This is a genomic window from Catenulispora rubra (assembly GCF_015356825.1).
Taxonomy (GTDB): Bacteria; Actinomycetota; Actinomycetes; order Streptomycetales; family Catenulisporaceae; genus Catenulispora; species Catenulispora rubra.
Genome location: NZ_JAACYW010000014.1, coordinates 1 through 24,453 on the forward strand (window position 1 = coordinate 1; position 24,453 = coordinate 24,453).

The following is a 24,453-nucleotide window of genomic DNA, read 5'->3' on the forward strand; positions in this document are numbered from 1 at the left end:
ATCTGCTGCGGGTCGACTGCTGGGCGGGGGAGGGCGGGAGCCTGGTGAAGGTCTACGAGGGGTACGGGTTCCGGCGGGTGCAGGAGTTCACGATCGCGGAGGCGGGCGACTGGCCGGGGATGTTGTTGGCCATGCGGTTGTCGGAGTTGCCCGCGGGGGAGCGGCCGGCTGGTTTGAATGCCTGAGGGGTTCGGCTAGTTGCATCTAGCTGATGTGGCCGGCGCGGTCGGTGATGGTGCGGGCGCAGTCGGCGGGATCGGTGTCGGTGGTGTCGACGTCCAGGTCGTAGCGCACGCCTTTGTGGACGACGTCCGCCTGCTGCGCGGCCATTCCCGCAGTGCGGTCGCCGCGCTGGCGTTCGCGGTGTGCGGCCACGGCGGCGTCGCAGTGGACGCCGACCCACAGTACGTCCAGATCGCCGAGGGCCTGCTCCCAGCGCTGCTGGCTGGCCGTGCCGCTGAGGAAGACGTCGTCGACGATGACGTTCGCGCCGGCGCGGGCGGTCGCCGCGATGCCCGCCATCCAGGCGGCTTCCAGGGTGCGGAAATCGGCGCCGACGGTGACCTTGCCGTCAGCTTCGAACTGGATTCCGCTGTCTGCCGAGAGCATCCTCTCCGGCAGCGCGTCGACGAAGTCGTCGATGCTGAACGCCAGCCACGGCTGCGGCAGAACAGCCTGAAGCCTGCGCGCGATGGTGGACTTGCCGGAACTGGAGCCCCCGTTGAGGACGATGACGTGGGGCGTCACGCCGAGGCACCGTGTCGTCCGGCGCCATCGGCGAACCGCTGCGCACCCGAGACCACCTCGGCCAGGGACACCTGCGCATGCCGTAGCTCGTTGCGCAAGGCGGCCTCCTCGTCCAGTCCGTCCTGTTCGAGCGCTGACATACGGTCCTCGCGCAGACAGAGCTGCGGCAGCGCAGCGATCTCAGCAGCCAGCGCCTCAGCGGCCTCGCGAACCGTCCCATCCGGCACGACCCGATTAGCGAGCCCCCACGCCAAGGCCTCATCAGCAGCGACGGCGCGCCCAGTGAGAATCATGTCCATCGCCCGGCTGTGCCCGATGAGGCGCGGGAGCCGCACCGTGCCGCCGTCGACCAGCGGGACGCCCCAGCGCCGACAGAAGACACCGAAGACCGCGCTCTCCTCCACAACCCGCAGGTCACACCACAGCGCCAACTCCAGCCCCCCGGCCACCGCATGCCCCGCAACCGCCGCAACCACCGGCTTCGACAACCGCAGCCGCGACGGCCCCATCGGCCCATCGCCGTAGGCGAGCATGCCCGCCGGCACCGCCCCCGCAGTCAGAGCCTTGAGATCGAAGCCAGCACAGAACGTCCCACCCTCGCCGTAGAACACAGCGACATGCGCCTCAGAATCCTTCTCGAACTCCTGAAACGCCGCCAGCAGCGCCAAAGCCGTCGCCGGATCCACAGCATTGCGAACCCCGGGACGGTGCAGGATGACGGTGGTGACGGGGCCGTTCTTCTCGGTACGGACGGCAGGTCGGTCGGTGTTCATGGGGGCAGTTTGGCCTGTCGGCCATCGGTTGGCCAGATAGGTGCGGCTGGTGGAGGCACGGCAGCCCGAGCCGGTGCGGCGCCACATCGGCAGTACAGATAACAGGCCCCAAAGATTATGGCGCCCTCGGGTGGTGACAGGCCAGGCTGCCGGCCCTGATGAGCACCGGCGCCTTGGCGGCTGCTGTTGGTGACGGGCCAAGCTGCCGGCTGCGATGAGTACCGGTGCCTTGGCGGCTGCGGTTGGTGACGGGTGAGCGTGGCTGGTGCCGTGGTGAGGGGGTCCGAAGGACCATGTGGGGTGTTGGTTCTGGGTCCCTCGCCGCGTCAGCGGGCGCAGCCAACCTGCCCGGTTTGGCGGTGTCAAGCCGGACGGAGCTGGACCACAGCAGGTGGGGTGCGGCTTGATTCCGCCAAACCGGGCTGGTTCCGTTTACGGCGATGACGTGGCGAGGGACCCAGAACCCGGCGACCACAAGCAGCACCGCCAGCAGACAACGCGACGCAGGCAACAGCGGACAGGAAGCCGAACAGTCACGGGCCGCCGCCCAACAACCCGACGCACGGGTCGCCCCCTCGTCGAGGAGGCCCGCCAGAGGCCTCAACGCACCCACCAAACGCGGCAGACAGCCGCCCGCACGACGCATGCGCAGTGACTCGGACCCATGCGCGGTCGTGCACGCGAAGACCGCCGGCCGCCAACGCGCCAAGAACAGACTTGGACCGGTGCGCGGTCGTGTTCGCGAAAACCGGCGGCCGCCAGCGCGGCATGCGGGACTCAACCGAACTGCGTCCCCTGCGAGGCCATCCAACCATTGGCGAAGCCGTAAAAATCGCCTGTAAATCCACAGATCTACCGCACCGCAATAACTTAACGGACACCAGCACCAGCACCAGCACCAGCACTAGCACCTACCCACCCAGCAGAAGCGCCGAAAACAGCGCTGCCCCCGGACACGAAGTCCGGGAGCAGCAGGCCAGCCCCGATTCAGCGCCGAATCAACACCAAATCAGTACCGAGCCAACTCCGAAGCAGCACCGGGCCAGCACCGACCAGCACCGGGCCAGCAACGAGCCATCTTTGACCCAGCACCGACCCAGCACCGACCCAGCACCGACCGGCACCCTCAGATATGCCACCCTCAAACATGCCGCCGCGACTGCACCACCCGGAACCGACTAGCCACATAAGCCAAATCCGAAAGCGCCGCATTAGCCGCCGGATTAGCACCAGTAGCGTGGAAGTCAGAGAACGCCGCGCTCTGGTTCACATACACGCCGCCAGTCAAGTTGACCGACAGATTCACACCAGCATCCAGCGCCGCGTCCTCCGTCTGCGCGATCACGTCGTCCTGCGTGGAGTACACCGCAGCAGTGATCGCGCCATGCTCGCGCACCGTCTTGCGGAAGGTCTCGATCGCCTGGTCCGTGCTGTCCGCCGCGATCAGAAAGCTGATCGGCCCGAACCACTCGCCCGTGTAAACCTCCGTGTCGCTCACGTCGATCGCAGCAATCAGCGGCGTGCGAACCTCAGCCCCCGGGTACTCAGCGTTGGCCACCGTACGTGAGGCCAGGACCGTCTTCCCGACCGACTCGGCCTGCTTCAAGCGCTCGGTGACGCCAGAGTTGCACACCGCCCCGAGCAAAGCGTTGGCCCGCACATCATCGCCAAGCAGCTTCTCCACAGCGCCCGCCAGGTCGGCCGCAAAGTCGTCGAAGGACTTACGCTCGCCCGCGACCGTAATGCCTTCGCGCGGCACGAAGATGTTCTGCGGCGTGGTGCACATCTGCCCGCTGTACAGGGAGAACGAGAACGCCAGGTTCCCCAGCATGCCCTTGTAATCCTCGACCGAGTCCACGATCACCGTGTTGATGCCGGCCTTCTCCGTGTACACCACCGCCTGCGGCGCGTTGCGCTCCAGCCACACGCCGAACTCCGTCGAGCCCGTGTAGTCGATGATGCGGATCTCCGTCCGCAGCGCCAGCGTCTTGGCCAGCCCCTCGCCCGGCCTCTCCACCGCCAGCGCGACCAGGTCCGGGTCGTAGCCGGCGTCGGCGAGGGTGTCGCGCAGCACGGCGACCGTGATCGCCAGCGGCAGGACGGCGTTCGGGTGCGGCTTCACGACCACCGCGTTGCCGGTGGCCAGCGAGGCGAACAGCCCCGGGTAGCTGTTCCACGTCGGGAACGTGTTGCAGCCGATCACCAGGCCGATGCCGCGCGGGACGGCCGTGAACTTCTTCGCCATGTGCAGCGCCGGCTTCGGTCCCTGCGGCTTCTCCCACTCCGCCGCCGAGACCTGCGCGGTCTGCGCCGCATACGCGTACGCCACCGCCTCCAGCCCGCGGTCCTGCGCGTGCGGGCCGCCGGCCTGGAACGCCATGCCGAAGGCCTGGCCGGAGGTGTGGTGCACGGCGTGCGCGATCTCGTGCGTGCGCTCGTTCAGCCGCGCCAGCGCCTCGATCAGCACCGCGGCCCGAGCCTCGGGGCCGGCGTCGCGCCACTTCGGCATCGCCTGCTCCATCGCCGGGAGCAGCACGTCCAGGTCCGGGTGCGGGTACGTGACGCCCAGCGCCACCCCGTACGGCGACTTCTCGCCCCCGACCAGCTCGTCGGTCCCGGGCTGGGCCAGCGGGAACGGCCGGTTCAGGTAGCCCTCGTACGCCGCCTTGCCGGTCCCGGCGGCCTCCTCGCCGTACGCCTTCGGGATCTCCGGATACGGCGTCCAGAACGCGCGTTCGCGGATCGCCTGCACCGCCCGATCGAGGGTCTCACGGTGGCGGACGGTGAACTGCTCGGCCGTGGCGGTCATCTGTGACTCCCGGAATGCTGGTGTGTCGGCCCTGACGGGATCTAGAGTAAACCGAACGGTCGGTCGGTTCCAGGGTGGGACACTCCCTAGGACCGCCGCCTGGGAAGGAGTGGACGCGGATGGTGGGGAACGACGCTAATGAATCACTCGTAGGAGTGATCGGCGCCGGGACGATGGGTGCCGGGATCGCCCAGCTGGCGGTGCAGGCCGGGCATCCGGTCGCGGTCTACGACGCGGTCGAAGGCGCCGCGGCGCGCGCGGTCGCGGGCGTCGGAAAGCGCCTGGACTCGCTCGCGGCCAAGGGCCGGATCGCCGCTGAGGAAGCTCAAGCGGCCAAGGACCGGCTCGGCGCGGTCGAGACCCTGGACGCCCTGAAGGACGCCGGTCTCGTGGTCGAGGCCGTGATCGAGGACCTCGGCGTCAAGCAGAAGCTGTTCGCCGACCTGGAGGACGTCGTCGGCCCGGACTGCCTGCTGGCGACCAACACCTCCTCGCTGTCCATCAGCGCCGTCGCCGGCGGCCTGCGCGCCCCCGAGCGCCTGGTCGGCATGCACTTCTTCAACCCGGCCCCGCTGATGCCGCTGGTCGAGATCATCGACGGCCTGGCCACCGACCCCGGCCTCAGCGCGGCCGTCGCGGACCTGGCGCAGGCGTGGGGCAAGACCACGGTCCACTGCCGTTCCACGCCCGGCTTCATCGTCAACCGCGTCGCGCGGCCGTTCTACGCCGAGGCCCTGCGCGCCTACGAAGAGCAGGCCGCCGACTTCGCGACCATCGACGCGGTCGTCCGCGAGAGCGGCGGCTTCAAGATGGGGCCGTTCGAGCTGATGGACATGATCGGGCTCGACGTGAACCTCGCGGTGTCGACCTCGGTGTGGGAGGCGACCGGGTACGACCCCCGCTACACGCCCGCCTGGACGCAGAAGGAGCACGTCGCCGCCAAGCGGCTGGGGCGCAAGAGCGGCCGCGGGTTCTACGAGTACGGCGAGGACGTGGAGCAGGCCACGCCGCGCTACGAGGGCACACGCGACGTGCGGGGATCCGGCAAGAACCTCTTCCGCAGCCAGGGCAAGACGGCGACCTCCTACGGCGACGGCCGGATCCTGCTGGACCTCGCGATCGACCCCGAGGGCACGCCGACCGTCGCGCTCGCCCCCGCCGCCGACACCCCGAACGTGGACCTCGAAGCCGCGATCGCCTACCTGCAGCGCCAGGGCAAGAAGGTCGTGGTCCTGGAGGACGTTCCCGGCCTGGTCGTGACCCGCACGGTCGCGCGCCTGGTGAACGAGGCCGTGGACGCGCTGTACCGGGGCGACGCCGACGAAGAGGACATCGACACCGCCATGAAGCTCGGGGTCAACTACCCCAAGGGTCCGCTGGAGTGGGGCGCGGATCTAGGATTCGCCTACATCTGCGAAGTCCTCGACAACCTTGAGGACGTCTACCGCGACGGCCGCTACCGCGCCTCGCCGCTGCTGCGCCAGCTCGCCCACGCCGACCGGCTCATGGACTCCCCGCTCCACGACGCTGTCGGACGCGCTTTCGTCGACGGAATCCTCCGCAACGCCTCCGACCACGACCACGACCACGACCACGACGACCAGCACCAAGACCAGCACCAGCACCGAGACCGAGACCGAGACCAGCACCGAGACCGAGACCAGCACCGAGACCGAGACCGAGACCAGCACCGAGACCGAGACCAAGACCAGCACCGAGACCAAGACAAGAACGACCAGGACAAGGACCCAGCATGACCGACGCCTACCTCGTCACCGGAACCCGCACCCCCTTCGGCCGCTACGGCGGCGCGCTGGCGTCCGTCCGCCCCGACGACCTGGCCGCGCACGCCATCCGCGAACTGCTCGCCGGCGTCCCGCAGGTCCCCGGCGCGGCCGTCGAAGAGGTCTTCCTCGGCGACGCCAACCAGGCCGGCGAGGACAACCGCGACGTGGCCCGCATGGCCCTGCTCCTGGCCGGGCTGCCGGTGACGGTCCCGGGCGCCACCGTGAACCGGCTGTGCGGCTCGGGCCTGGAGGCGCTGGTGCAGGCCGCGCGCCAGATCCGGCTCGGCGAGGCGGACGTCGTCGTGGCCGGCGGCGTGGAGTCCATGTCGCGGGCGCCGTTCGTGATGGGCAAGGCCGACACCGCGTTCGCGCGCGCCGCCGACGTCTTCGACACCACCATCGGCTGGCGCTTCGTCAATTCCCTGATGAAGAAGCAGTACGGCATCGACTCCATGCCGGAAACCGCCGAGAACGTCGCCGAGGACTTCCACATCGGACGCGAGGACCAGGACGCCTTCGCGGTCCGTTCCCAGGAGCGCGCGCTGCGGGCCCAGGCGAACGGCCGGCTGGCCAAGGAGATCACGCCGGTCACGCTGAGCTCGATTGCAAAGGGGGCCCGCCGCAAGGCCGACCCGATCGTCGTCGACCAGGACGAGCACCCCCGCAGCACCTCCCTGGAGGCGCTGGCCAAGCTCGGCACGCCGTTCCGCGAGGGCGGCACCGTCACCGCCGGCAACGCCTCCGGCGTCAACGACGGCGCCGTGGCGCTGCTCGTCGCCTCCGGTGAGGCTGTGGAGCGCTACGGCCTCACGCCGCTGGCGAAGCTCGTCACCTCCCACACCGCCGGCGTCGAGCCGCGCATCATGGGCATCGGCCCGGTCCCGGCCACGCGCGGCGTGCTGGAGCGCGCCAAGCTGGGCATCGGGGACATCGACGTCGTCGAGCTCAACGAGGCCTTCGCCGCGCAGTCGCTGGCTGTCTTGCGGGAGCTGGGTCTCCCCGACGACGCCGAGCACGTGAACCCCAACGGCGGCGCGATCGCCCTCGGCCATCCGCTCGGTGCCTCCGGTGCTCGCCTGGCCCTCACGGCGGCGCTGGAGCTGAACGAGCGCCAGGCGCGGTACGCGGTCGCGACGATGTGCATCGGCGTGGGACAGGGGATCGCTGTCCTGCTGGAGCGTGCGGCATGAGTTCGCTTCCTGAAGTTCCGGCGCGGACGCTCGATGACGCGGAGCGCGCTTCCGTCGAGGAACTCAGGACCCTGCAGACCGAGCGCATGGCGTGGAGCCTGGGCCATGCCTACGCCAACGTGCCGCACTACAAGTCAGCCTTCGACGAAGCCGGCGTGCACCCGCGCGACTTCAAGGAACTGGCCGATCTCAAGCACTTCCCCTTCACCGCGAAGAAGGACCTGCGCGACAACTACCCCTTCGGGATGTTCGCCGTGCCGAGGGACCAGGTCGCGCGGATCCACGCCTCGTCCGGGACCACCGGTAAGGCGACCGTCGTCGGGTACACCAAATCAGACCTCGACAACTGGGCTGCCGTCGGCGCGCGCTCGCTGCGTGCCGCGGGCGTCCGTCCGGGCGATCGCGTCCACGTCGCCTACGGCTACGGCCTGTTCACCGGCGGTCTCGGCGTGCACTACGGCGCCGAGGCGCTGGGATGCACGGTCATCCCGATATCCGGCGGTCAGACCGCGCGGCAGGTACAGCTGATCCGGGACTTCGAGCCGGACGTCATCTGCGTGACGCCGTCGTACCTGCTGGCGATCGTCGACGAGATGGAGAAGCAGGGCATTGACCCGGCCGCGACCTCGCTGCGGATCGCGGTGCTCGGCGCCGAGCCGTGGACCGACGCCATGCGGACCGAGATCGAGCAGCGGCTCAAGGTGCACGCCGTGGACATCTACGGGCTGTCCGAGGTGATGGGTCCCGGCGTCGGGAACGAGGACGTCGCGGAGAAGGACGGCACCTATATCTGGGAGGACCACTTCTACCCGGAGATCGTCGACCCGGCCACCGGCGAGGTGCTGCCGGACGGCGCGAAGGGCGAGCTCGTCTTCACGTCGCTGACCAAGCAGGCGATGCCGGTCGTCCGTTACCGCACGCGCGATCTGACGCGGCTGCTGCCGGGCCTGAGCCGGCCGATGCGGCGGATGGAGCGGATCACCGGACGCAGCGACGACATGATGATCGTGCGCGGCGTCAACCTCTTCCCGAGCCAGATCGAGGAGGAGCTGCTGACCGTCGCGGGGCTCGCGCCGCACTTCGTCTGTGTGCTGACTCGCCCGGCGCGGCTGGACGAGCTGTGCGTGCGGGTCGAGGCGCGGGAGGCGGACGTCGACCGGGGCGCGGCGGCGCAGCGGCTGGCGTCCGGCGTGAAGGAGAGGTTCGGGGTGACCGTTACCGTTGACGTCCTGGACCCCGGCGGCCTGGAGCGGTCGCAGGGCAAGGCGCAGCGCATTCTCGACATGCGGGGCGAGCACAATTGAACACTGAGACGAGCACGTCCTCCAGGCGCACCACCTACACTCCCGACTCCCTGCTGGAAGTCGCCGTGGCCGTGTTCAACGATCGCGGGTACGACGGCACCAGCATGGAGGACCTGGCGCGGGCGGCGGGGATCACGAAGTCGTCGATCTACCACCACGTCAAGGGCAAGGAGGAGCTGCTGACGCGCGGCGTCAACCGGGCCCTGGACGCGCTGAACGCCTCGCTCGACGCGTTGGACACGCTGGAGCCGCTGCCGGATGCCGGGGAGCTGGACCGGGTGGAGCAGGCGGTGTTCCGTGCGGTGCAGATCCTGGTCGAGGAGCTGCCGTACGTGACGCTGCTGCTGCGGGTGCGCGGGAACACCGAGGCCGAGCGCGCGGCGCAGGACCGGCGACGGGAGATCGACCGCCGGCTGGCCGGGTTCGTGGAGCGCGCGGCGGCGGCCGGGGTGCTGCGGACGGATCTGGACCCGCATCTGGCCTCGCGGCTGGTGTTCGGGATGGTGAACTCGGTGGTGGAGTGGTACCGGCCGGGGCCGGGGCGGTGGTCCGCCGACGACGTCGCCTCGGCGGTGACGCATCTGGTGTTCGACGGGTTGCGGCGGCGCTGATCAGAGGATTGATATCGGCTGCGCTGGTTCCTCCGGCTTTCTTCAGCAAGTTCTCAGCACGCGGCGTCTTGTAAGGGCCGGGCAGATTCGGGAAGATCTGCGCAAGATGTGGTGCCTGAAGGAAAGTTCGCGACATGGTCAATGAGCTCGCGCCGGTCGGCACCATCGCCGACCTCTTCGCCCCTGAGCCGGCGACCTGGGGGCTGCGCGGGGATCCGTATGTGTGGCGGTCCCTGCGCACAATGCTGGCGAAACGAGTGCTGCCCACCTCTGAACGCGACCTGGTCGAGATCCTGCGGTCCTCGTTCCGGTGGCTGACCGGGAACGATCTTCAGGACACCTCCACGGATCGGATCTACCGCGAGGAGTTGGCGCGCGGGGGGATGACCAGCGGGCAGGTCGATCTGGAGGTCTGGCGGAACGTGCTGATCCCGTTGCTGGTCGAGCGGTGGCGGATCGTCGCGCCGGTGGGGTCTGCGGGGGCGATCGGCCCGGTCGGTGCGGCCGGTCCCGTCAGCCCGGCCGTGACTCAGGGTCCGGCTTCCCACAGCAGCCGGTAGTACTCCGTGCGCTCGGCATCGGGCGCGATCCCGTACGCGTCGAGCAGCGGCTCCTGCCAGCCGTCGCCGTAGTTCCAGGTGGTCGACCAGGTGGCGATCGCCAGGTCGGACCAGCGGTCCGCGACGCCGAGAGCGCCGAGGTCCACGTGGCCGGCGAAGCGGCCGTCGGGGGTCAGCAGGGTGTTCGGGGCGCAGGTGTCGCCGTGGCAGACCACGAGCTTGTCGACCGGCGGGATGTCGGCCAGGCGCTTCAGGATCTCGGCCCGCGTGCGACCGGCGAAGTCGGGATGCCGCGTGCGGTCCGCGCGGCGGTCGGCATGGCGTTCGGCCTCGGCGACCCGCTCCTCGGCGGAGGCGCTGAAGGGGCACGCGGCGACGGGCAGGGCGTCGTGGAACGTCCGCAGACTCTCGCCGATGACGCGGATGGCGGTCGCAGGATCCTGCTTCCACCGGTCGACGACGGCCATCTCCCCGTCGAGCGCGGCGGTGATGAGCCACGCGCCCTCGGCGTTCGACGCCTGCTCCAGTACCCGCGGTACGGCCACGAACGCCCCGGCCCACCGCATGCGGGCCGCCTCACCTGCCAGGTCCAGTTCGCTGCCGGCCGGGGCCCACTTCGCGTAGCGCGCGTCCGGCCCGTCGCCGAGCCGGAAGGTCGAGGCGGCCTCGTTGTACCAGACCGGCACGATGGGCCGGCCGCCCGCCGCCGCGCGGACCGGGTCGGGGACCGGGTGGTCGGGCGGCGGGATGTTGGCGAAGCTGAGCGAGGTCACACCGGTGAGGATGCCAGGCGGCGGGTGTCCGGGCCGCATGCTTTTCGGGCCCGGTTCGCTCGTTTGACGCAATTTCGTGCCGATTTCGGCCATCGAGTGTTGACCGGGGCCGGCGCGCGGCTCGATCCTGGAGCGAGTCGGCTGGCGCGCGCTCCTTATCGAGGTTGGTGGCCCCCTTTGGGTGGGTGGGTCCTACCCCCGCCGCGCCGAAAGCGTCTCGCCCCTCTCAGTTCGGCTCCACCGCGAGCCGGTACCCCCGCTTCGTCACCGTCGCCACCACGTCCGCGTGCTCCCCGAGCGAGGTCCGCAGCCGCGCGACCGTCGCCTCCACCGCGTGCTCGTCGCGCCGCATGCCGGTCCAGACGCGGCGCAGCAGCTCGGCGCGGCTGAGGACGCGGCCGGGCTGGCGTGCCAGTTCGCGCAGGACGCCGGCCGGGAGGGGGGACAGGGGGACCGGGCGGCCGTCGATCAGGACCGCGTTGCCCTGCACCACGATGTCGCGGCCCGGGGTGTTCAGCCGCCGCCGCACGCGCGGTGGCAGCTCCTGCGTTATCACTCGGGCGAGCGAGCCCAGGCGGCCCCGGTCCGGCCACACCGGTGTGATGCCGTGCGGTTCCAGCGGCGCCGCGCACACCGGGCCGATGCAGGCCGCCAGCACGTCCGCCTGCATCGCGTCCACGACGCGGTTCAGGTTGCCGTCGTTCTCCGCCGCCGCCAGGAACGCCGCCGCGCCGGGGGCCGAGGTGAACGCCACCGCGTGCACCTGGCGCCGGACCACGGCCTCCACCAGGCGGCCGACCGCGGCCGTGTCCTGCGGCGCGCCCCACTGGTACACCGGCACCGGCACGACCTCGGCTCCGGCGCCGCGCAGGGCGTCGAGGAACCCGGTGTCGGCGCTGCCGTGCAGCTGCACCGCGATGCGGGTGCCGGTCAGGTCCCGGGCCAGCAGCCAGGCCAGCAACTCGGTCGAGGACTCCGATGGCGGCGAATACGTTTCGCGCATCCCACACTGCCGGATCGCTCCGGTGGCCTTCGGGCCCCGGGCGGCCAGGGTGGCGGACGCCAGCACCGTCGACAGCGGCTCGGCCAGGCCCCAGCCCTCGGCCGTGGAGATCCACGCCCGCCAGCCGATCCCGGTCGTCGCCACCGCGTAGTCCAGCGGCCCGCGCAGGCACTCCTCGGTCGCGGCCCGCAACACTCTGTCGTCGCTCAGGGGGATGATGCGCATGGTCGGAGCCATCATGATCTCCGCGCCGCGCCGCCGCAGCATCGCCCCGAGCTCTTCCCGCCGCCGGTCGGAAGTGATCGCCACGACGCAGCCGACCAGGGGTTCGGGGAGCGCTCCGGCCTGCGTGACCGTCGGTGAACCCGGGGTATCCGAATCGGTTGTCATCGTGTCCATGTGCCGCACTATCTCCACGTCCGATTACGGCGGTGTTGCCGACCGGCTACGGGGCGGTAAGACCGTTCGCGTTCGACTCGCGGCCCTGCGTAACCTCATTGGGCAACGCGTCATGTCGGAGAACTGACGGTGTGAGACCTCCGTCGCGTGGGGGTAACGGAGCGGCGCTGCGACGGAAACGCACGGTGGCGAGGCTGGGCCCATGGACACGTTCTCGCCGGTCACCCGCACCCACTGTCCGTACTGCGCGTTGCAGTGCGGGATGGAGCTGCACGCCGAGGTCGACGGGGCGGAAACTCGGCTGCGCGTCGCGGGTTGGGACGCGTTCCAGGTCACCAAAGGGGCGTTGTGTCAGAAGGGCGCGACCTCGGCCGAGCTGCTGAATCCGGCCGTGCGCCTGATGTCGCCGCTGATCCGCCGCGCCGCCGACGCCGAGCTGGAACCGGCGACGTGGGACGAAGCCCTCGACTTCGCGGCGCAGCGCCTGAAGTCGATCGCCGCCGAGCACGGCCGCGACGCGGTAGGCGTCTTCGGGGGCGGCGGCCTGACACATGAGAAGGCTTATTCACTCGGCAAGTTCGCCCGCGTCGTGTTGCAGACCCCGCACATCGATTACAACGGACGCTTCTGCATGAGCGCCGCGGCCGCAGCGTCGCAGCGCGCGTTCGGCGTGGACCGCGGCCTGCCGTTCCCACTGGCGGACGTGGCGCACACCGACGTGATCCTGCTGGTCGGCTCCAACCTCGCCGACACCATGCCGCCGGCGCTGCGGTACCTCACGGCGCAGCGGGAGAACGGCGGGCGGCTGATCGTCGTGGATCCGCGGCGGACGCGGACGGCCGAGCAGGCGGACCTGCATCTGCAACCGGTTCCCGGTACGGACGCGGCGCTGGCCGCCGGGCTGTTGCACGTGCTGATCGCCGAGCACCTGGTGGACGAGGAGTTCGTGGCCGCGCGGACCAGCGGGTTCGAGGAGGCGCGGGCCGAGGCGCAGCGGTGGTGGCCGGAGCGGGTCGAGGCGGTGTGCGGGGTGCCGGCGGGGGATGTGCGGGCGGCGGCGCGGATGTTCGCCGGTGGCGGTTCCGGCGGCGGCGGCGGTGCCGGTGCCGGTGGCGCCAGTACTGGCCCTTCCGGCACCGGCATGGTGCTCACCGCACGCGGCACCGAACAGCAGGCCGACGGCGCCGACGCCGTGAACGCCTGGATCAACCTGGCGCTCGCGGCGGGCAAGGCGGGACGTCCCTACTGCGGGTATGGCGCCATCACCGGCCAGGGCAACGGCCAGGGCGGACGCGAGCACGGGCAGAAGGCCGACCAGCTCCCCGGCTACCGCAAGATCACGGATCCGGCGGCGCGGGAGTACGTCGCGTCGGTGTGGGGCGTTTCGGCGGACGCGTTGCCGGGGCCGGGACGTCCGGCGGTGGAGCTGCTGGCATCGTGCGGTGCTGATATACGAGCCCTGTTGGTGGCGGGCTCGAATCCGGTGGTGTCGGCACCGGATGCGGACTTCGTGACATCGCGGTTGCAGGCGTTGGAGTTCCTGGCCGTGTGTGACGTGGTGTTGTCGGAGACGGCAGCGCTGGCAGACGTGGTGTTCCCGGTGACTCAGTGGGCTGAGGAGTCCGGGACCGTGACGAACCTGGAAGGCAGGGTGCTGCTACGTCGCCAGGCCGTGACGCCGCCCGACGGAGTGCGCTCTGATCTGTTGGTGATGGGAGGTCTGGCGGAGCGGTTGGGGTGGCCGAAGTTCCTGACCTCGCCGGCCGAGATCTTCGACGAGCTGGCCCTGGCCTCGGCTGGGGGAGTGGCGGACTATTCGGGACTGTCGCACGAGCGGCTGGACGCGACCTCGGAAGGCGCCGGGCTGCACTGGCCGTGCCCGACGCCGGACCACCCGGGGACGCCGCGGATGTTCCTGGACACGTTCGGGACGCCGGACGGCCTGGCGCGCTTCGTGCCCGTCGCCTGCGAGCCGGCGGGCGAGGAACCGTGCGCGGAGTTCCCATACCGGCTGACCACGGGCCGGGTGCTGGCGCAGTACCAGTCGGGGGCGCAGACGCGGCGGGTGCGTGCGCTGAACAAGGCCGAGCCGGGGCCGTTCGTGCAGCTGCACCCGGATCTCGCGGCGGCGCTCGCGGTCGGCGAGGGCGACCCGGTGCGGGTGACGAGCCGGCGCGGGACGGCGGTCGCGGCGGCGCGTATCAGCGACGTGATCCGCCCGGACACGGTGTTCATGCCCTTCCACTGGTCCGGGCCGGGGAAGGCGAACGCGCTGACGCGGCGCACCACTGACCCGGTGTCGGGGATGCCGGCGTTCAAGACCGCCGCGGTGCGGCTGGAGGCGGCGACGTGAGCCGCGTCGTGGTGGCCGGCGCCGGGCTCGCGGGGCACGAGGTGGTGCGGCGGCTGCTAGCCGATCCCGCGTTCGACGGCACGATCACCTGGCACGCCGGGGAGCCGGGGCACCCGTATAACAGGGTGCTGCTGACGGATCTGCTGGCCGGGCGGCACGCGCCGAAGGCGATCGAGCTGCCGACGCTGCGCGACCCGCGCCTGACCTACGAGACCAGGCAGCTCCGCAACATCGCCGGCGCCGAGTTCGACCACCTGGTGCTCGCCACGGGAGCCGAGCCGGTGATTCCGCCGGTGCGGGGGAATGCGGTGGCGCTGCGGACGCTCGCCGATGTGCGGACGATCCTCGCCGAGCTTGATGGTGACTTCGACGGTCGAATGCCCGGCGGCGCGCGCGGCGGATCAGGCAGCGGCGCGGGACCCGCCGGCCGCAAGAACAGCGAGTCGAGCCGCGGTGGCAGCTCTGGCATGGCGCAGATCGGCCGTGGCTTGCTGTCCGGGTTCGGCAACCGCAGGCATGGTGGGAATCGTCGCGTCGCGGTGATCGGCGGCGGCCCGCTCGGCGTCGAGACAGCGTGCGCGCTGGCCAGCCGTGGCGTGCGGGTCGAACTCGTGCACCGGGGCCCGCATCTCCTGTCCCGCTGGCTCGATGCCGAGTCGGGCGCTCTCCTCGCCGGCTCGCTCACCGAGGCCGGCATCGTCGTGCACTGCGACACCGACGTCTCGGCCGCGACCGGCATCTGGCCGACCGCCGATCTCGTGATTCTCGCCTGCGGCGTTCAGCCCCGCGTCGCGCTGGCGCGTGCCGCGGGACTGCCGATCGGCGCCGGAATCCTCGTCGACACATCCGGTCGTTCCCTCGGCGACGAGCGGATCTTCGCTGTCGGTGACTGCGCTGAAACCATCGGCGTGGGTGCTGCGGGCGGTGCGCTCGCGGCGTTGGACGGCGCGCGGCGTGCTGTGGCGGCGATCGGCGGGGCGCTGGTTTTGCCGTCGCTGCCTGCCGTTTCGCCCCTGCGCCTGCGCCTGCGCACGTACGACATCCCTGGCGCCGATGTTGCCGTTCTTGGTCGTCCTCGCGCCGAAGCGTCCATCCAGTTCACCGACCAGCGGCGCCGTACACGTAAGGTGCTCGCGCTCGACGGTGACGTGCCGGTGGCCGCTGCGCTGGTCGGCGACGTCACGGCCGCTGCCGCCCTGGCCTTGGCCATAGCGCGGCCGACCGCTCCCGCGCCGCTGTCGCCGGCCGCACTGCTCGCGTCCCCGGTGCTCGCGTCCCCAGTTCTCACATCGCCGCTTCTCACATCGTAGGCGGGCCACGGTGCGGGCGGTTTCGGCGAGGCGTAACAAACCCGAATCGGACGGGAAACGGCGCGGCGGCAGCCTGGAGGACATGAGCCCCTCGCAGCGCACCGTCCTCGTCGTCGGTCACGGCATGGTCGCCCACCGCTTCGTCTCCAGCCTGCTGGAGCACGGGCAGCCGGCGCCGGCCGTCACCGTCTTCGGGGCCGAGGACCGGCCCGCCTACGACCGGGTCCGCCTCTCGTCGTGGTTCGACGACCGCGACCAGACCTCCCTGCACCTCGACCCGTACCCCGACGGGGCCGTCGAGGTGGTCAGCGGGGTCGCGGTCGCGAGTGTCGACCGGGTGGCGCAGACCGTCACCGCCGCGGACGGCAGCGTGCGCAGCTACGACGCGCTGGTGCTGGCCACCGGCTCCCGGCCGTTCGTGCCGCCGGTGGAGAACCACCAGGCGCCCGGTTGCTTCGTGTACCGGACGTTGGACGACGTCGAGGCCATCGCGGCCTACGCCGCCGAGAACGGCCGCAGCGTCGGCGTCGTGGTCGGCGGCGGGCTGCTCGGGCTGGAGGCCGCCAAGGCGCTGACCAGCCTGGGGCTGAAGACCACGGTCGTGGAGTTCGCGCCGCGCCTGATGCCGCTGCAGGTGGATGACGGCGGCGCGGCCGCGTTGCAGGGCCGGATCGCAGAGCTCGGAGTCACGCTGCACACCGGCACCCGCCTGGACAAGGTCCTGGTCAATGCCGACGGGGTCGCCACCGCCGTGCAGGCGATCCGCGGCGAGGACGTCGAGACCATCGAGGCCGACCTGGTCGTCTTCGCCGCCGGCGTGCGGCCCGAGGACGGCCTGGCCCGCGCCTCGGGGCTGGACGTCGGCGAGCGCGGCGGCATCGTCATCGACGAGCTGTGCCGCACCTCCGACCCGCGCGTCTACGCGATCGGCGAGTGTGCCCTGGCCGCCGACGGCCGGGTCTACGGCCTGGTCGCGCCCGGGTATCAGATGGCTGAGACGGCCGCCGCGCATCTCGCCGAACTGGTCGAGGGCCGCACCTTCACCGGCGCCGACACCTCGACCAAGCTCAAGCTGCTCGGCGTGGAGGTGGCCAGCTTCGGCGACGCCTTCGGGGCCGCGGACGGCGCGATGTCCGCCACCTACAGCGACTCCCGCCGCCAGGTCTACCGCAAGCTCACCATCGCCCAGGACGGCCGGCTGCTCGGCGGCATCCTGGTCGGCGACGCCGGGGACTACGGCACGCTGCGCGCCCTGGTCGGCGAGCAGCCGCCGGCCGCGCCCGAAGCGCTGCTGCTGCCGGCCGGAACCGCCGGCTCCGCCGGGATCGGGCCCTCCGCCCTGCCGGACGCGGCCGTCCTGTGCTCGTGCCACAACGTCACCAAGGGCGCGATCTGCGGCGCCATCCACGACCTCGTCGAGAAGGGCGACGGCGAGGTGACGCCGAAGCAGATCGGCGGCTGCACCAAGGCCGGGACCGGCTGCGGGTCGTGTGTCACTTCGATCAAGGCCCTGATCAAATCGGAAGGCGGAGGCGGTAGCTCAGCCCTCTGCGAACACTTCACGCAGACCCGCTCGGAGCTCTACACCATCGTCCGCCGCGACCACATCACCACCTACGCCGAACTGCTGGCCAAGCACGGCACCGCCGCGAAGAACGTCACCGACGGCTGCGACGTCTGCAAGCCCGCCGTGGGCTCGATCCTCGCCTCTCTCGGAGGCCTGCTCGCCGAGGGCGACAGCAAGCCGCACGTTCTCGACGGCGGCCAAGCGGCCCTGCAGGACACCAACGACCACGTCCTGGCCAACCTGCAGCGCAACGGCTCCTACTCGGTCGTCCCGCGCATCCCCGGCGGCGAGATCACGCCGGACAAGCTCATCGTCATCGGCGAGGTGGCGCGCGACTTCGGCCTCTACACGAAGATCACCGGCGGCCAGCGCATCGACCTGTTCGGGGCGACGATGGCCGACCTGCCGAAGATCTGGCAGCGGCTGGTCGACGCGGGCTTCGAGTCGGGGCACGCCTACGGCAAGGCGTTGCGGACCGTGAAGTCGTGCGTCGGTTCCACCTGGTGCCGCTACGGCGTCCAGGACTCCGTGAAGATGGCCATCGACCTGGAGCTGCGCTACCGGGGCCTGCGGGCGCCGCACAAGATCAAGATGGCGGTGTCCGGCTGCGCCCGGGAGTGCGCCGAGGCGCAGTCCAAGGACGTCGGCGTCATCGCCACCGAGCGCGGCTGGAACCTCTACGTCGGCGGCAACGGAGGCGCCCGGCCCCGGCACGCCGACCTGCTGGCCACCGACCTCGACGACGAGACGCTGATCCGCACCATCGACCGCTTCCTGGCCCTGTACATCGCCGAGGCCGACCGGCTGGAGCGCACCGCGACCTGGGTCGAGCGCTACGAGGGCGGCCTGGACCGGCTTCGCAGTGTCCTGATCGACGACGTCGAGGAGCGCGGCGTGGAGTTGGAGGCGCTGATCGCGGCGCACGTCGAGGCCTACACCGACGAATGGCGCGCGGTGCTGGAGGACCCGGCGAAGCTGGCCCGCTTCGCCACCTTCGTCAACGCGCCGGACGCGCCCGACCCGACCGTCGCGTTCGTGCCCGAACGCGGACAGATCAAGCCGCTGCTGACTCTTGGGAGGCGCTGATGTCTATCGAACTCGCCCGCGACGAGGTGCAGGCGGATGCCTGGACCGCTGTGTGTAAGTACACGGAGTTGGAACCGGGTCGTGGCGTGGCCGCGCTGGTCGACGGCGAGGCGGTGGCGGTGTTCCGGTTGGGTGACGGATCGCTCTACGCGGTCGGCAACACCGATCCGTTCTGCGGCGCGTCGGTCATCTCGCGGGGGATCACCGGGATGCGCGGCGACGGCACCGCGACCGTCGCTTCGCCGATGTACAAAGATGTGTTCGACCTGGCGACGGGAGTCGCGCTGGAGGCGCCGGACGTGCGCCTGCCGGTGTTCGCCGTACGTCGGCACCGGGGCATGGTGTGGGTCGCGCCGGATGTCACATCGGATTACGCGCAGGATGCGGAACTCCTCATGGAGCCGACTCTGGTGGCATGAACAGCCGAAACAGGGCGCTCATAGCGTGAGGTCACGCTCACCGGAAACGATCGAAGGAGGAGAGCCGTGACCGTGACCGCCACCGATTCCGCTCAGTCGGACCGAACTCTGCTGGACACCTGGAACCCCGAGAACGAGGACCTGTGGGCCGCCGGCGGGCGCCGCATCGCCCGCCGCAACCTCGTTCTGTCGATCCTCTCGGAGCACATCGGCTTCTCGGTGTGGTCGCTGTGGTCGGTGCTGGTGCTGTTCCTCGGCCCCGCCTACCACGTCGACGCCGCCGGGAAGTTCCTGCTCACCTCCGTGCCCACGCTGGTGGGCTCGGTGCTGAGGCTGCCGTACAGCTTCGCCGTCACCCGCTTCGGGGGCCGGAACTGGACGGTCTTCAGCGCCCTGATCCTGCTGGTGCCCTGCGCGCTGGCGGCCTTCCTGGTCAAGCCCGGGGTGTCGTACTCGACGCTGCTGGTGCTGGCCGCGATCACCGGCGTCGGCGGCGGGAACTTCGCCTCGTCGATGACCAACATCAACGCCTTCTACCCCGACCGGCTCAAGGGCTGGGCGCTGGGGCTGAACGCCGGCGGCGGGAACATCGGCGTGGCGGCCGTGCAGCTCGTCGGGCTGGCGGTGCTGGCCTGGAGCGGCAAGGGGCATCCGGGGCTGGTGGCCGGGATCTACCTGCCGCTGATCGTGGTGGCCGCGGTCGGCTCGGCGCTGTATATGGACAACCTGCCGAACCGGCGCGCCGAGAAGGGGGCGATCCGGGAGGTCGCCAAGCGGGGCGACACCTGGATCATCTCAGTGCTCTACATCGGTACCTTCGGATCGTTCATCGGCTTCGGGTTCGCCTTCGGCCAGGTGCTCCAGGTGCAGTTCAAGCACGACTTCGCGACTCCGATCGACGCGGCGTACCTGACGTTCCTGGGCCCGCTGCTGGGCTCGCTGTCCCGCCCGATCGGCGGCCGGCTCGCCGACCGCTTCGGCGGTGCGCGGGTGAGTCTGGCGACGTTCGCCGCCATGGCCGTCGGAGCCGCCGTCGTGCTCGCCGCTTCGCGGGCGGCGTCGCTGGCGGTGTTCGTGACCGGCTTCGTGCTGCTGTTCGTGTTCAGCGGGGTCGGCAACGGCTCGGTCTACAAGATGATCCCGGGGTTGTTCGCCGACCAGGCCGAGGCCACGGCCCGGCGGCTCAGCGGGGCGCTGATCGGACTGGCCGGGGCGGTCGGGGCATTCGGGGGAGTGCTGGTGAACCTGGCGTTCCGGCAGTCGTTCCTGAGCACCAAGAACGGCGACGCCGCCTACCTGACGTTCCTCGTCTTCTACGCGCTGTGTGCCGCGTTGACGTGGGCTGCGTTCCTGCGACGCCGGGCGGTGGTCCTGCGACACCAGGCCGTGTGAGGGGCCGTGTGAGGCCGGCCGGGCCGCATGAGGCCGGCCCTGCGACACCGGGCCGTGTGAGGCCGGCCGGGTGTCATGAGGCCGGCTGAGCCCCCGGACGACTGCTTTATGGAGCGACGAAAAAGCTTCGGCGTGTTGTTCCCCGGGGTCACTCGATCGGCCCAGTCACTCGATCGGCCCAGAGTTCGGCGGCCCAGAGTCCGGGACGAGCTCCGGATCGCCTGGCAGCGCCGGCAGGTGGTCCGTCTCGTCGAAGACCAGCAGCGTCCGGGTGGAGCGCACCCCCGGCATGTTCTGGATGTGGGCGAAGACCAGGTCCCGCAGCGTCTTGTTGGAGGCGCTGCGGACCAGCAGCAGGACGTCGAAGTCGCCGCTGACCAGCGCCACGTGCTCCACCCACGGCAGTGCCGCCAGGGTGTCGCGGATCTGGCGCCAGCTGTTCTGTTCGACCTTCATGGTCAGGTAGGCCGAGGTGCTGAAGCCCACGCGCTCGGGATCGACCTGGATCGTGAAGCGGCGGATCACACCGTCATCGAGCAGGCGTTTCACGCGCGTGTAGACGTGCGCGCGGGACACGTGGACGGCGGCGGCCAGGTCGCGCATCGACATCCGGCCGTCCTGCTGGAGCAGATGGACGATTCGACGGTCCGTGTCGTCCAGCGTGGACGGTCGGCCCGGGTTAGCGGTGCTCATGGCTCCAATTGTCTCCGATCTTGCATGCTCACTGGTCAACCGGCATGTGCCGAACAAAGAATCGGCATCACACTGCCATAGCACCGCCGACACGTGACCCTGTTCAACGGAGACGACGTGACCGTTCTCGCCACGCCCGACAAGACCGGGTCGGGCTTCCCGCTCGGGTTCGACGCGATATTGGACCCCTCGCCCCTGCAGTACCTCGACGAGCACGGCGCGCTCTCCGGCGCCCTGCGCGACGACGCCCCCGAGCTGGACTCGAAGGAGCTGCTGGCCACCTGGCGCGCCATGGTGATCGGGCGGCGGTTCGACGTGCAGGCCACCACGATGGTCCGGCAGGGCCGGCTGGCCGTCTACCCCTCGTCCTACGGCCAGGAGGCGTGCGAGATCGGCGCGATCCTCGCGCTGCGTCCCACCGACTGGTTCTTCCCGACCTACCGCGACTGCGTGTCGATGGTGACCCGCGGCATCGACACCGTGGAGACGCTGACCCTGCTGCGCGGCGACTGGCACTGCGGCTACGACCCGCAGCGCTGGCGCACCGCCCCGCAGTGCACGCCGCTGGCCACCCAGGCCCCGCACGCCGCCGGGCTCGCGCTGGCCGCCAAGCTGGCCGGCGACGACACCGTCGCGCTGGCGTTCTGCGGCGACGGCGGGACCTCCGAGGGCGATTTCCACGAGGCGCTGAACTTCGCCGCGGTGTATCAGGCCCCTGTCATCTTCTTCGTGCAGAACAACCAGTACGCCATCTCGGTGCCGCTGGCCAAGCAGACGCGGGCCGCGGCGCTCGCGCACAAGGCCGTCGGGTACGGCATGGCCGGCGTGCGGGTGGACGGCAACGACGTGATCGCCGTGCGGCGCGCGGTCGCCGAGGCCGCCGAGCGGGCCCGGCGGGGCGAGGGCCCGACGCTGATCGAGGCCGTCACCTACCGGATGCAGGCGCACACCAACGCCGACGACGCCAGCCGGTACCGGGAGGAATCAGAGGTCGAGTACTGGAAGGTGCGCGACCCGCTGGCACGGCTGGAGACGTACCTGAAGGCGGCGGGGCTGCTGACAGACGACGTCATCGCCGAGGCGAATCAGGTCGCTGAGGAGCTGGCGAACGACATGCGGGCCCGGCTCGGCGAGGAGCCGGAGGTGGACCACCGCGACATGTTCGCGTACGTCTACGCCGAGCCGACGCCGCAGCTGCTGGAGCAGGCTGCCGCACTTCAAGCGGAGATCGATGCAGCCCAGCTCGATGCGGCTGAGTTCGATGCTGCCGAGCTCGACGCCGAGAGCGAGGCCGCGCGATGACCGCCACGCTCGACGGTGCCGTGAAGAGCACTGAGATCTCCCTGGCGCAGGCTGTGAATCGGGCGCTGCGCGACGCGATGACGGCCGACGAGAAGGTGGTCGTCTTCGGCGAGGACGTCGGCGTGCTCGGCGGCGTCTTCCGCGTCACCGACGGCCTGACCCGCGACTTCGGCGAGCAGCGCTGCTTCGACACGCCGCTGGCCGAGGCGGGCATCATGGGCACCGCGATCGGCATGGCGATGTACGGGTTCCGGCCGGTCGTGGAGATGCAGTTCGACGCGTTCTCCTACCCGGCCTTCGAGCAGATCGCCTCGCACCTGGCGAAGATGCGCAACCGGACGCGCGGCGCGCTGCCGCTGCCGGTGGTCGTGCGGGTGCCCTACGGCGGCGGGATCGGCGGCGTGGAGCACCACTCGGACTCCTCCGAGGGGTACTTCGTCGCCACGCCCGGCCTGCACGTGGTGACGCCGGCGACGGTGTCGGACGCGTACACGCTGCTGCGCGCGGCGATCGAGTCGGACGACCCGGTGATCTTCATGGAGCCCAAGCGGCTCTACTGGTCGAAGGACCAGCTGGACACGGCCGGCCCGGCCATCGGCCAGGCCACGGTGCGGCGTCAGGGCACTGATGCGACGCTGATCGCCTACGGCCCGACGGTGCAGACCGCGCTGGAGGCCGCCGAGGCCGGCGCGGCGGAAGGCTACGACCTGGAGGTCGTGGACCTGCGCTCGATCGTGCCCTTCGACGACGCGACGGTGACCGCCTCGGTGCGCAAGACCGGGCGCGCGGTGGTGATCCACGAGGCCGCAGGCTTCGGCGGGACCGGCGCGGAGATCGCGGCGCGGGTGTCGGAGCGTTGCTTCCACTGGCTGGAGGCGCCGGTGCGCCGGGTGACCGGGTTCGACATCCCGTACCCGCCGCCGAAGCTGGAGCGGCACCACCTGCCGTCGGTGGACCGGATCCTGGACGCGGTGGCGTCGTTGCAGTGGGAGGACCGGTGAGCACTCGCGAGTTCCTGCTGCCGGACCTCGGCGAGGGGCTGACCGAGGCCGAGATCATCGCCTGGCACGTGGCGGTCGGCGAGCACGTCGCGGTCGACCAGGTGGTGTGCGAGGTCGAGACGGCGAAGGCCTCGGTGGAGGTGCCCTGTCCGTACGCCGGCGAGGTCGTCGAGCTGTACGGGGCGGTCGGGGATGTGGTGGATGTCGGGAAGCCGCTGATCAGCGTCGCGAGTGTCGCGGCGGTGGTGGCGGCACCGGAAGAGCCGGCGGACCGGGCTCGGCTCGATGCCGAGGCCAAAAACGGCAAGACGAAGCAGAGCTCTGGCAACGTCCTCGTCGGCTACGGCACTGTCGAAAGCGGCGGCGTCCGCCGTCGGCGGGTCGTGAGCGGGTTCGGTGGGCACGCTGCTGTGCCGCCGCGCGTGCATGTGGCGCCGGTTGTGGTTGCCGATGCCGCCGCGGTCGAGCGGAAGGGCGGCCGGATTCCGGTTGTCTCGCCGTTGGTGCGCCGGCTGGCTAGGGAGGGTGGGCTCGATCTGGCGTCGGTGCAGGGGTCGGGTCCTGAGGGCTTGATCATGCGGCGCGATGTTGAGGCGGCTTTGGCTGCCCCGGCTGCTGCTCCCGTTTCGTCGAGTACTGGCATCGCTGAGCGTGAGCGGTTGCCGTTGCGCGGTTTGCGCAAGACCGTTGCCGACAAGCTGTCGCGTTCGCGGCGCGAGATTCCGGATGCGACGACGTGGGTTGATGTCGATGCGACCGGGCTGATGGAGCTGCGGGCGACGCTGAATCGGGACGCGTCCGTTCCGAAGATCAGTCTGCTGGCTGTGTTGGCGCGGATTTGTGTTGCGGGTCTGGCGCGCTATCCGGAGTTGAACGCGACCGTCGATGTTGAGCGGCAGGAGATCGTCCGGTACGCCGACGTGAATCTCGGCTTCGCCGCGCAGACGGATCGCGGTTTGGTCGTCCCGGTCGTGCGGGGGGCGCATCGGATGTCGACCGAGGAGTTGTCGGCCGAGTTCGAGCGTTTGACCGCGGGGGCGCGCGCGGGCTCGCTGCCGGTGTCGGAGCTGACCGGCTCCACGTTCACGCTGAACAACTACGGCGTCTACGGCGTCGACGGCTCCACGCCGATCCTGAACCATCCCGAGGCCGCGATGCTCGGGGTGGGGCGGATCGTGAAGAAGCCGTGGGTGGTCGGCGACGAGCTGGCCGTCCGCCAGGTCACGCAGCTGTCGTTCACCTTCGATCATCGGGTGTGCGACGGCGGCGTGGCCGGCGGGTTCCTGCGCTACGTCGCGGATCTGGTCGAGGAGCCGACGCGGTTGCTGCGCGGGTTGTAGTGCTGCGAATGCCGGGGGCCTGACAGAGAGCGCT

Annotated in this window: 18 protein-coding genes and 2 pseudogenes; 14 read left to right on the plus strand and 6 right to left on the minus strand. The window is 70.6% G+C overall.

What is annotated here, in order from left to right:
• Nucleotides 1–185: pseudogene (locus GWK61_RS06455) on the plus strand (GNAT family N-acetyltransferase); the annotation flags it as partial.
• 19 nt (nt 186–204) lie between these two features.
• Here GWK61_RS06455 and cpt read toward each other — a convergent pair.
• The 3 genes from cpt to paaN form a co-directional block, all read right to left on the minus strand.
• Entirely contained in the window at nt 205–747 is a 543-nt protein-coding gene (cpt, locus tag GWK61_RS06460; protein ID WP_194906040.1) for a chloramphenicol phosphotransferase CPT, read from the minus strand.
• Entirely contained in the window at nt 744–1,520 is a 777-nt protein-coding gene (locus GWK61_RS06465; protein ID WP_194906042.1) for a crotonase/enoyl-CoA hydratase family protein, read from the minus strand. The genes cpt and GWK61_RS06465 overlap by 4 nt, the downstream gene beginning before the upstream one ends.
• A gap of 1,141 nt (nt 1,521–2,661) precedes the next feature.
• On the minus strand, nt 2,662–4,329 hold the full coding sequence (paaN, locus tag GWK61_RS06470; RefSeq protein ID WP_194906043.1) for a phenylacetic acid degradation protein PaaN: 1,668 nt from the start codon (nt 4,327–4,329) through the stop codon (nt 2,662–2,664).
• A 119-nt stretch (nt 4,330–4,448) separates the two neighbouring features.
• Here paaN and GWK61_RS06475 point away from each other — a divergent pair.
• The 5 genes and pseudogenes from GWK61_RS06475 to GWK61_RS06495 form a co-directional block, all read left to right on the plus strand.
• Nucleotides 4,449–5,792: pseudogene (locus GWK61_RS06475) on the plus strand (3-hydroxyacyl-CoA dehydrogenase NAD-binding domain-containing protein); the annotation flags it as partial.
• Between the two features lie 290 nt (nt 5,793–6,082).
• The gene (pcaF, locus tag GWK61_RS06480; RefSeq protein WP_194906046.1) at nt 6,083–7,306 is read left to right on the plus strand and encodes a 3-oxoadipyl-CoA thiolase; all 1,224 of its coding nucleotides are present in this window, start codon (nt 6,083–6,085) and stop codon (nt 7,304–7,306) included.
• Nucleotides 7,303–8,610: a phenylacetate--CoA ligase PaaK gene (gene paaK / locus GWK61_RS06485; RefSeq protein WP_194906048.1), complete on the plus strand. Its 1,308-nt coding sequence runs from the start codon at nt 7,303–7,305 to the stop codon at nt 8,608–8,610. The genes pcaF and paaK overlap by 4 nt, the downstream gene beginning before the upstream one ends.
• Nucleotides 8,607–9,221, plus strand: coding sequence for a TetR/AcrR family transcriptional regulator (locus GWK61_RS06490; RefSeq protein WP_194906050.1), 615 nt, complete (start codon nt 8,607–8,609; stop codon nt 9,219–9,221). The genes paaK and GWK61_RS06490 overlap by 4 nt, the downstream gene beginning before the upstream one ends.
• 134 nt (nt 9,222–9,355) lie before the next feature.
• Nucleotides 9,356–9,781, plus strand: coding sequence for a hypothetical protein (locus GWK61_RS06495; RefSeq protein ID WP_194906052.1), 426 nt, complete (start codon nt 9,356–9,358; stop codon nt 9,779–9,781).
• Here the strand turns inward: GWK61_RS06495 and GWK61_RS06500 are convergent.
• Complete coding sequence (locus GWK61_RS06500) at nt 9,751–10,554, minus strand: aminoglycoside 3'-phosphotransferase (RefSeq protein WP_194906053.1); 804 nt, start codon at nt 10,552–10,554, stop codon at nt 9,751–9,753. The two genes, GWK61_RS06495 and GWK61_RS06500, sit on opposite strands and share 31 nt — an antisense overlap.
• Before the next feature lie 226 nt (nt 10,555–10,780).
• Nucleotides 10,781–11,956 carry a uroporphyrinogen-III synthase gene (locus GWK61_RS06505; RefSeq protein WP_194906055.1) on the minus strand — a complete coding sequence of 392 codons (1,176 nt, stop codon included), beginning with the start codon at nt 11,954–11,956 and terminating at the stop codon, nt 10,781–10,783.
• A gap of 202 nt (nt 11,957–12,158) precedes the next feature.
• Between GWK61_RS06505 and GWK61_RS06510 the strand changes: the two genes are divergently transcribed.
• The 5 genes from GWK61_RS06510 (at nt 12,159) to GWK61_RS06530 (ending at nt 20,083) form a co-directional block, all read left to right on the plus strand.
• On the plus strand, nt 12,159–14,309 hold the full coding sequence (locus GWK61_RS06510; protein WP_194906057.1) for a molybdopterin oxidoreductase family protein: 2,151 nt from the start codon (nt 12,159–12,161) through the stop codon (nt 14,307–14,309).
• A gap of 8 nt (nt 14,310–14,317) precedes the next feature.
• On the plus strand, nt 14,318–15,619 hold the full coding sequence (locus GWK61_RS06515; protein WP_194906059.1) for an NAD(P)/FAD-dependent oxidoreductase: 1,302 nt from the start codon (nt 14,318–14,320) through the stop codon (nt 15,617–15,619).
• A gap of 82 nt (nt 15,620–15,701) precedes the next feature.
• Nucleotides 15,702–18,272 carry a nitrite reductase large subunit NirB gene (gene nirB, locus GWK61_RS06520; protein ID WP_194906061.1) on the plus strand — a complete coding sequence of 857 codons (2,571 nt, stop codon included), beginning with the start codon at nt 15,702–15,704 and terminating at the stop codon, nt 18,270–18,272.
• Nucleotides 18,272–18,691 carry a nitrite reductase small subunit NirD gene (gene nirD, locus GWK61_RS06525; RefSeq protein WP_194906062.1) on the plus strand — a complete coding sequence of 140 codons (420 nt, stop codon included), beginning with the start codon at nt 18,272–18,274 and terminating at the stop codon, nt 18,689–18,691. Before nirB ends, nirD begins: the two co-directional genes overlap by 1 nt.
• Before the next feature lie 66 nt (nt 18,692–18,757).
• Nucleotides 18,758–20,083 (plus strand): nitrate/nitrite transporter, encoded by a 1,326-nt coding sequence (locus tag GWK61_RS06530; protein WP_194906064.1) that lies wholly within the window; start codon nt 18,758–18,760, stop codon nt 20,081–20,083.
• 165 nt (nt 20,084–20,248) lie between these two features.
• On the opposite strand, the gene GWK61_RS06535 is transcribed toward GWK61_RS06530, so the two are convergent.
• Nucleotides 20,249–20,776 carry an Lrp/AsnC family transcriptional regulator gene (locus tag GWK61_RS06535; RefSeq protein ID WP_194906066.1) on the minus strand — a complete coding sequence of 176 codons (528 nt, stop codon included), beginning with the start codon at nt 20,774–20,776 and terminating at the stop codon, nt 20,249–20,251.
• Between the two features lie 117 nt (nt 20,777–20,893).
• Between GWK61_RS06535 and pdhA the strand changes: the two genes are divergently transcribed.
• Genes pdhA through GWK61_RS06550 form a run of 3 tightly spaced genes read left to right on the plus strand, consistent with a single transcriptional unit; the run spans nt 20,894 to nt 24,419 of the window.
• The gene (pdhA, locus tag GWK61_RS06540; RefSeq protein ID WP_323747435.1) at nt 20,894–22,078 is read left to right on the plus strand and encodes a pyruvate dehydrogenase (acetyl-transferring) E1 component subunit alpha; all 1,185 of its coding nucleotides are present in this window, start codon (nt 20,894–20,896) and stop codon (nt 22,076–22,078) included.
• Nucleotides 22,075–23,079 (plus strand): alpha-ketoacid dehydrogenase subunit beta, encoded by a 1,005-nt coding sequence (locus GWK61_RS06545; RefSeq protein WP_194906067.1) that lies wholly within the window; start codon nt 22,075–22,077, stop codon nt 23,077–23,079. Before pdhA ends, GWK61_RS06545 begins: the two co-directional genes overlap by 4 nt.
• A complete protein-coding gene (locus GWK61_RS06550; protein WP_438939754.1) occupies nt 23,064–24,419 on the plus strand; it encodes a dihydrolipoamide acetyltransferase family protein in 1,356 nt (451 codons plus the stop codon). Before GWK61_RS06545 ends, GWK61_RS06550 begins: the two co-directional genes overlap by 16 nt.
• The last annotated feature ends 34 nt before the right edge of the window (nt 24,420–24,453 follow it).

Coding starts and splice junctions, on each gene's coding strand:
- GWK61_RS06545 (WP_194906067.1), top strand. CDS start 22,075: ATGACCGCCACGCTCGACGGTGCCGTGAAGAGCACTGAGATCTCCCTG.
- GWK61_RS06495 (WP_194906052.1), top strand. CDS start 9,356: ATGGTCAATGAGCTCGCGCCGGTCGGCACCATCGCCGACCTCTTCGCC.
- GWK61_RS06505 (WP_194906055.1), bottom strand. CDS start 11,956: ATGGACACGATGACAACCGATTCGGATACCCCGGGTTCACCGACGGTC.
- paaN (WP_194906043.1), bottom strand. CDS start 4,329: ATGACCGCCACGGCCGAGCAGTTCACCGTCCGCCACCGTGAGACCCTC.
- pcaF (WP_194906046.1), top strand. CDS start 6,083: ATGACCGACGCCTACCTCGTCACCGGAACCCGCACCCCCTTCGGCCGC.
- nirB (WP_194906061.1), top strand. CDS start 15,702: ATGAGCCCCTCGCAGCGCACCGTCCTCGTCGTCGGTCACGGCATGGTC.
- GWK61_RS06510 (WP_194906057.1), top strand. CDS start 12,159: ATGGACACGTTCTCGCCGGTCACCCGCACCCACTGTCCGTACTGCGCG.
- nirD (WP_194906062.1), top strand. CDS start 18,272: ATGTCTATCGAACTCGCCCGCGACGAGGTGCAGGCGGATGCCTGGACC.
- GWK61_RS06535 (WP_194906066.1), bottom strand. CDS start 20,776: ATGAGCACCGCTAACCCGGGCCGACCGTCCACGCTGGACGACACGGAC.
- paaK (WP_194906048.1), top strand. CDS start 7,303: ATGAGTTCGCTTCCTGAAGTTCCGGCGCGGACGCTCGATGACGCGGAG.
- GWK61_RS06465 (WP_194906042.1), bottom strand. CDS start 1,520: ATGAACACCGACCGACCTGCCGTCCGTACCGAGAAGAACGGCCCCGTC.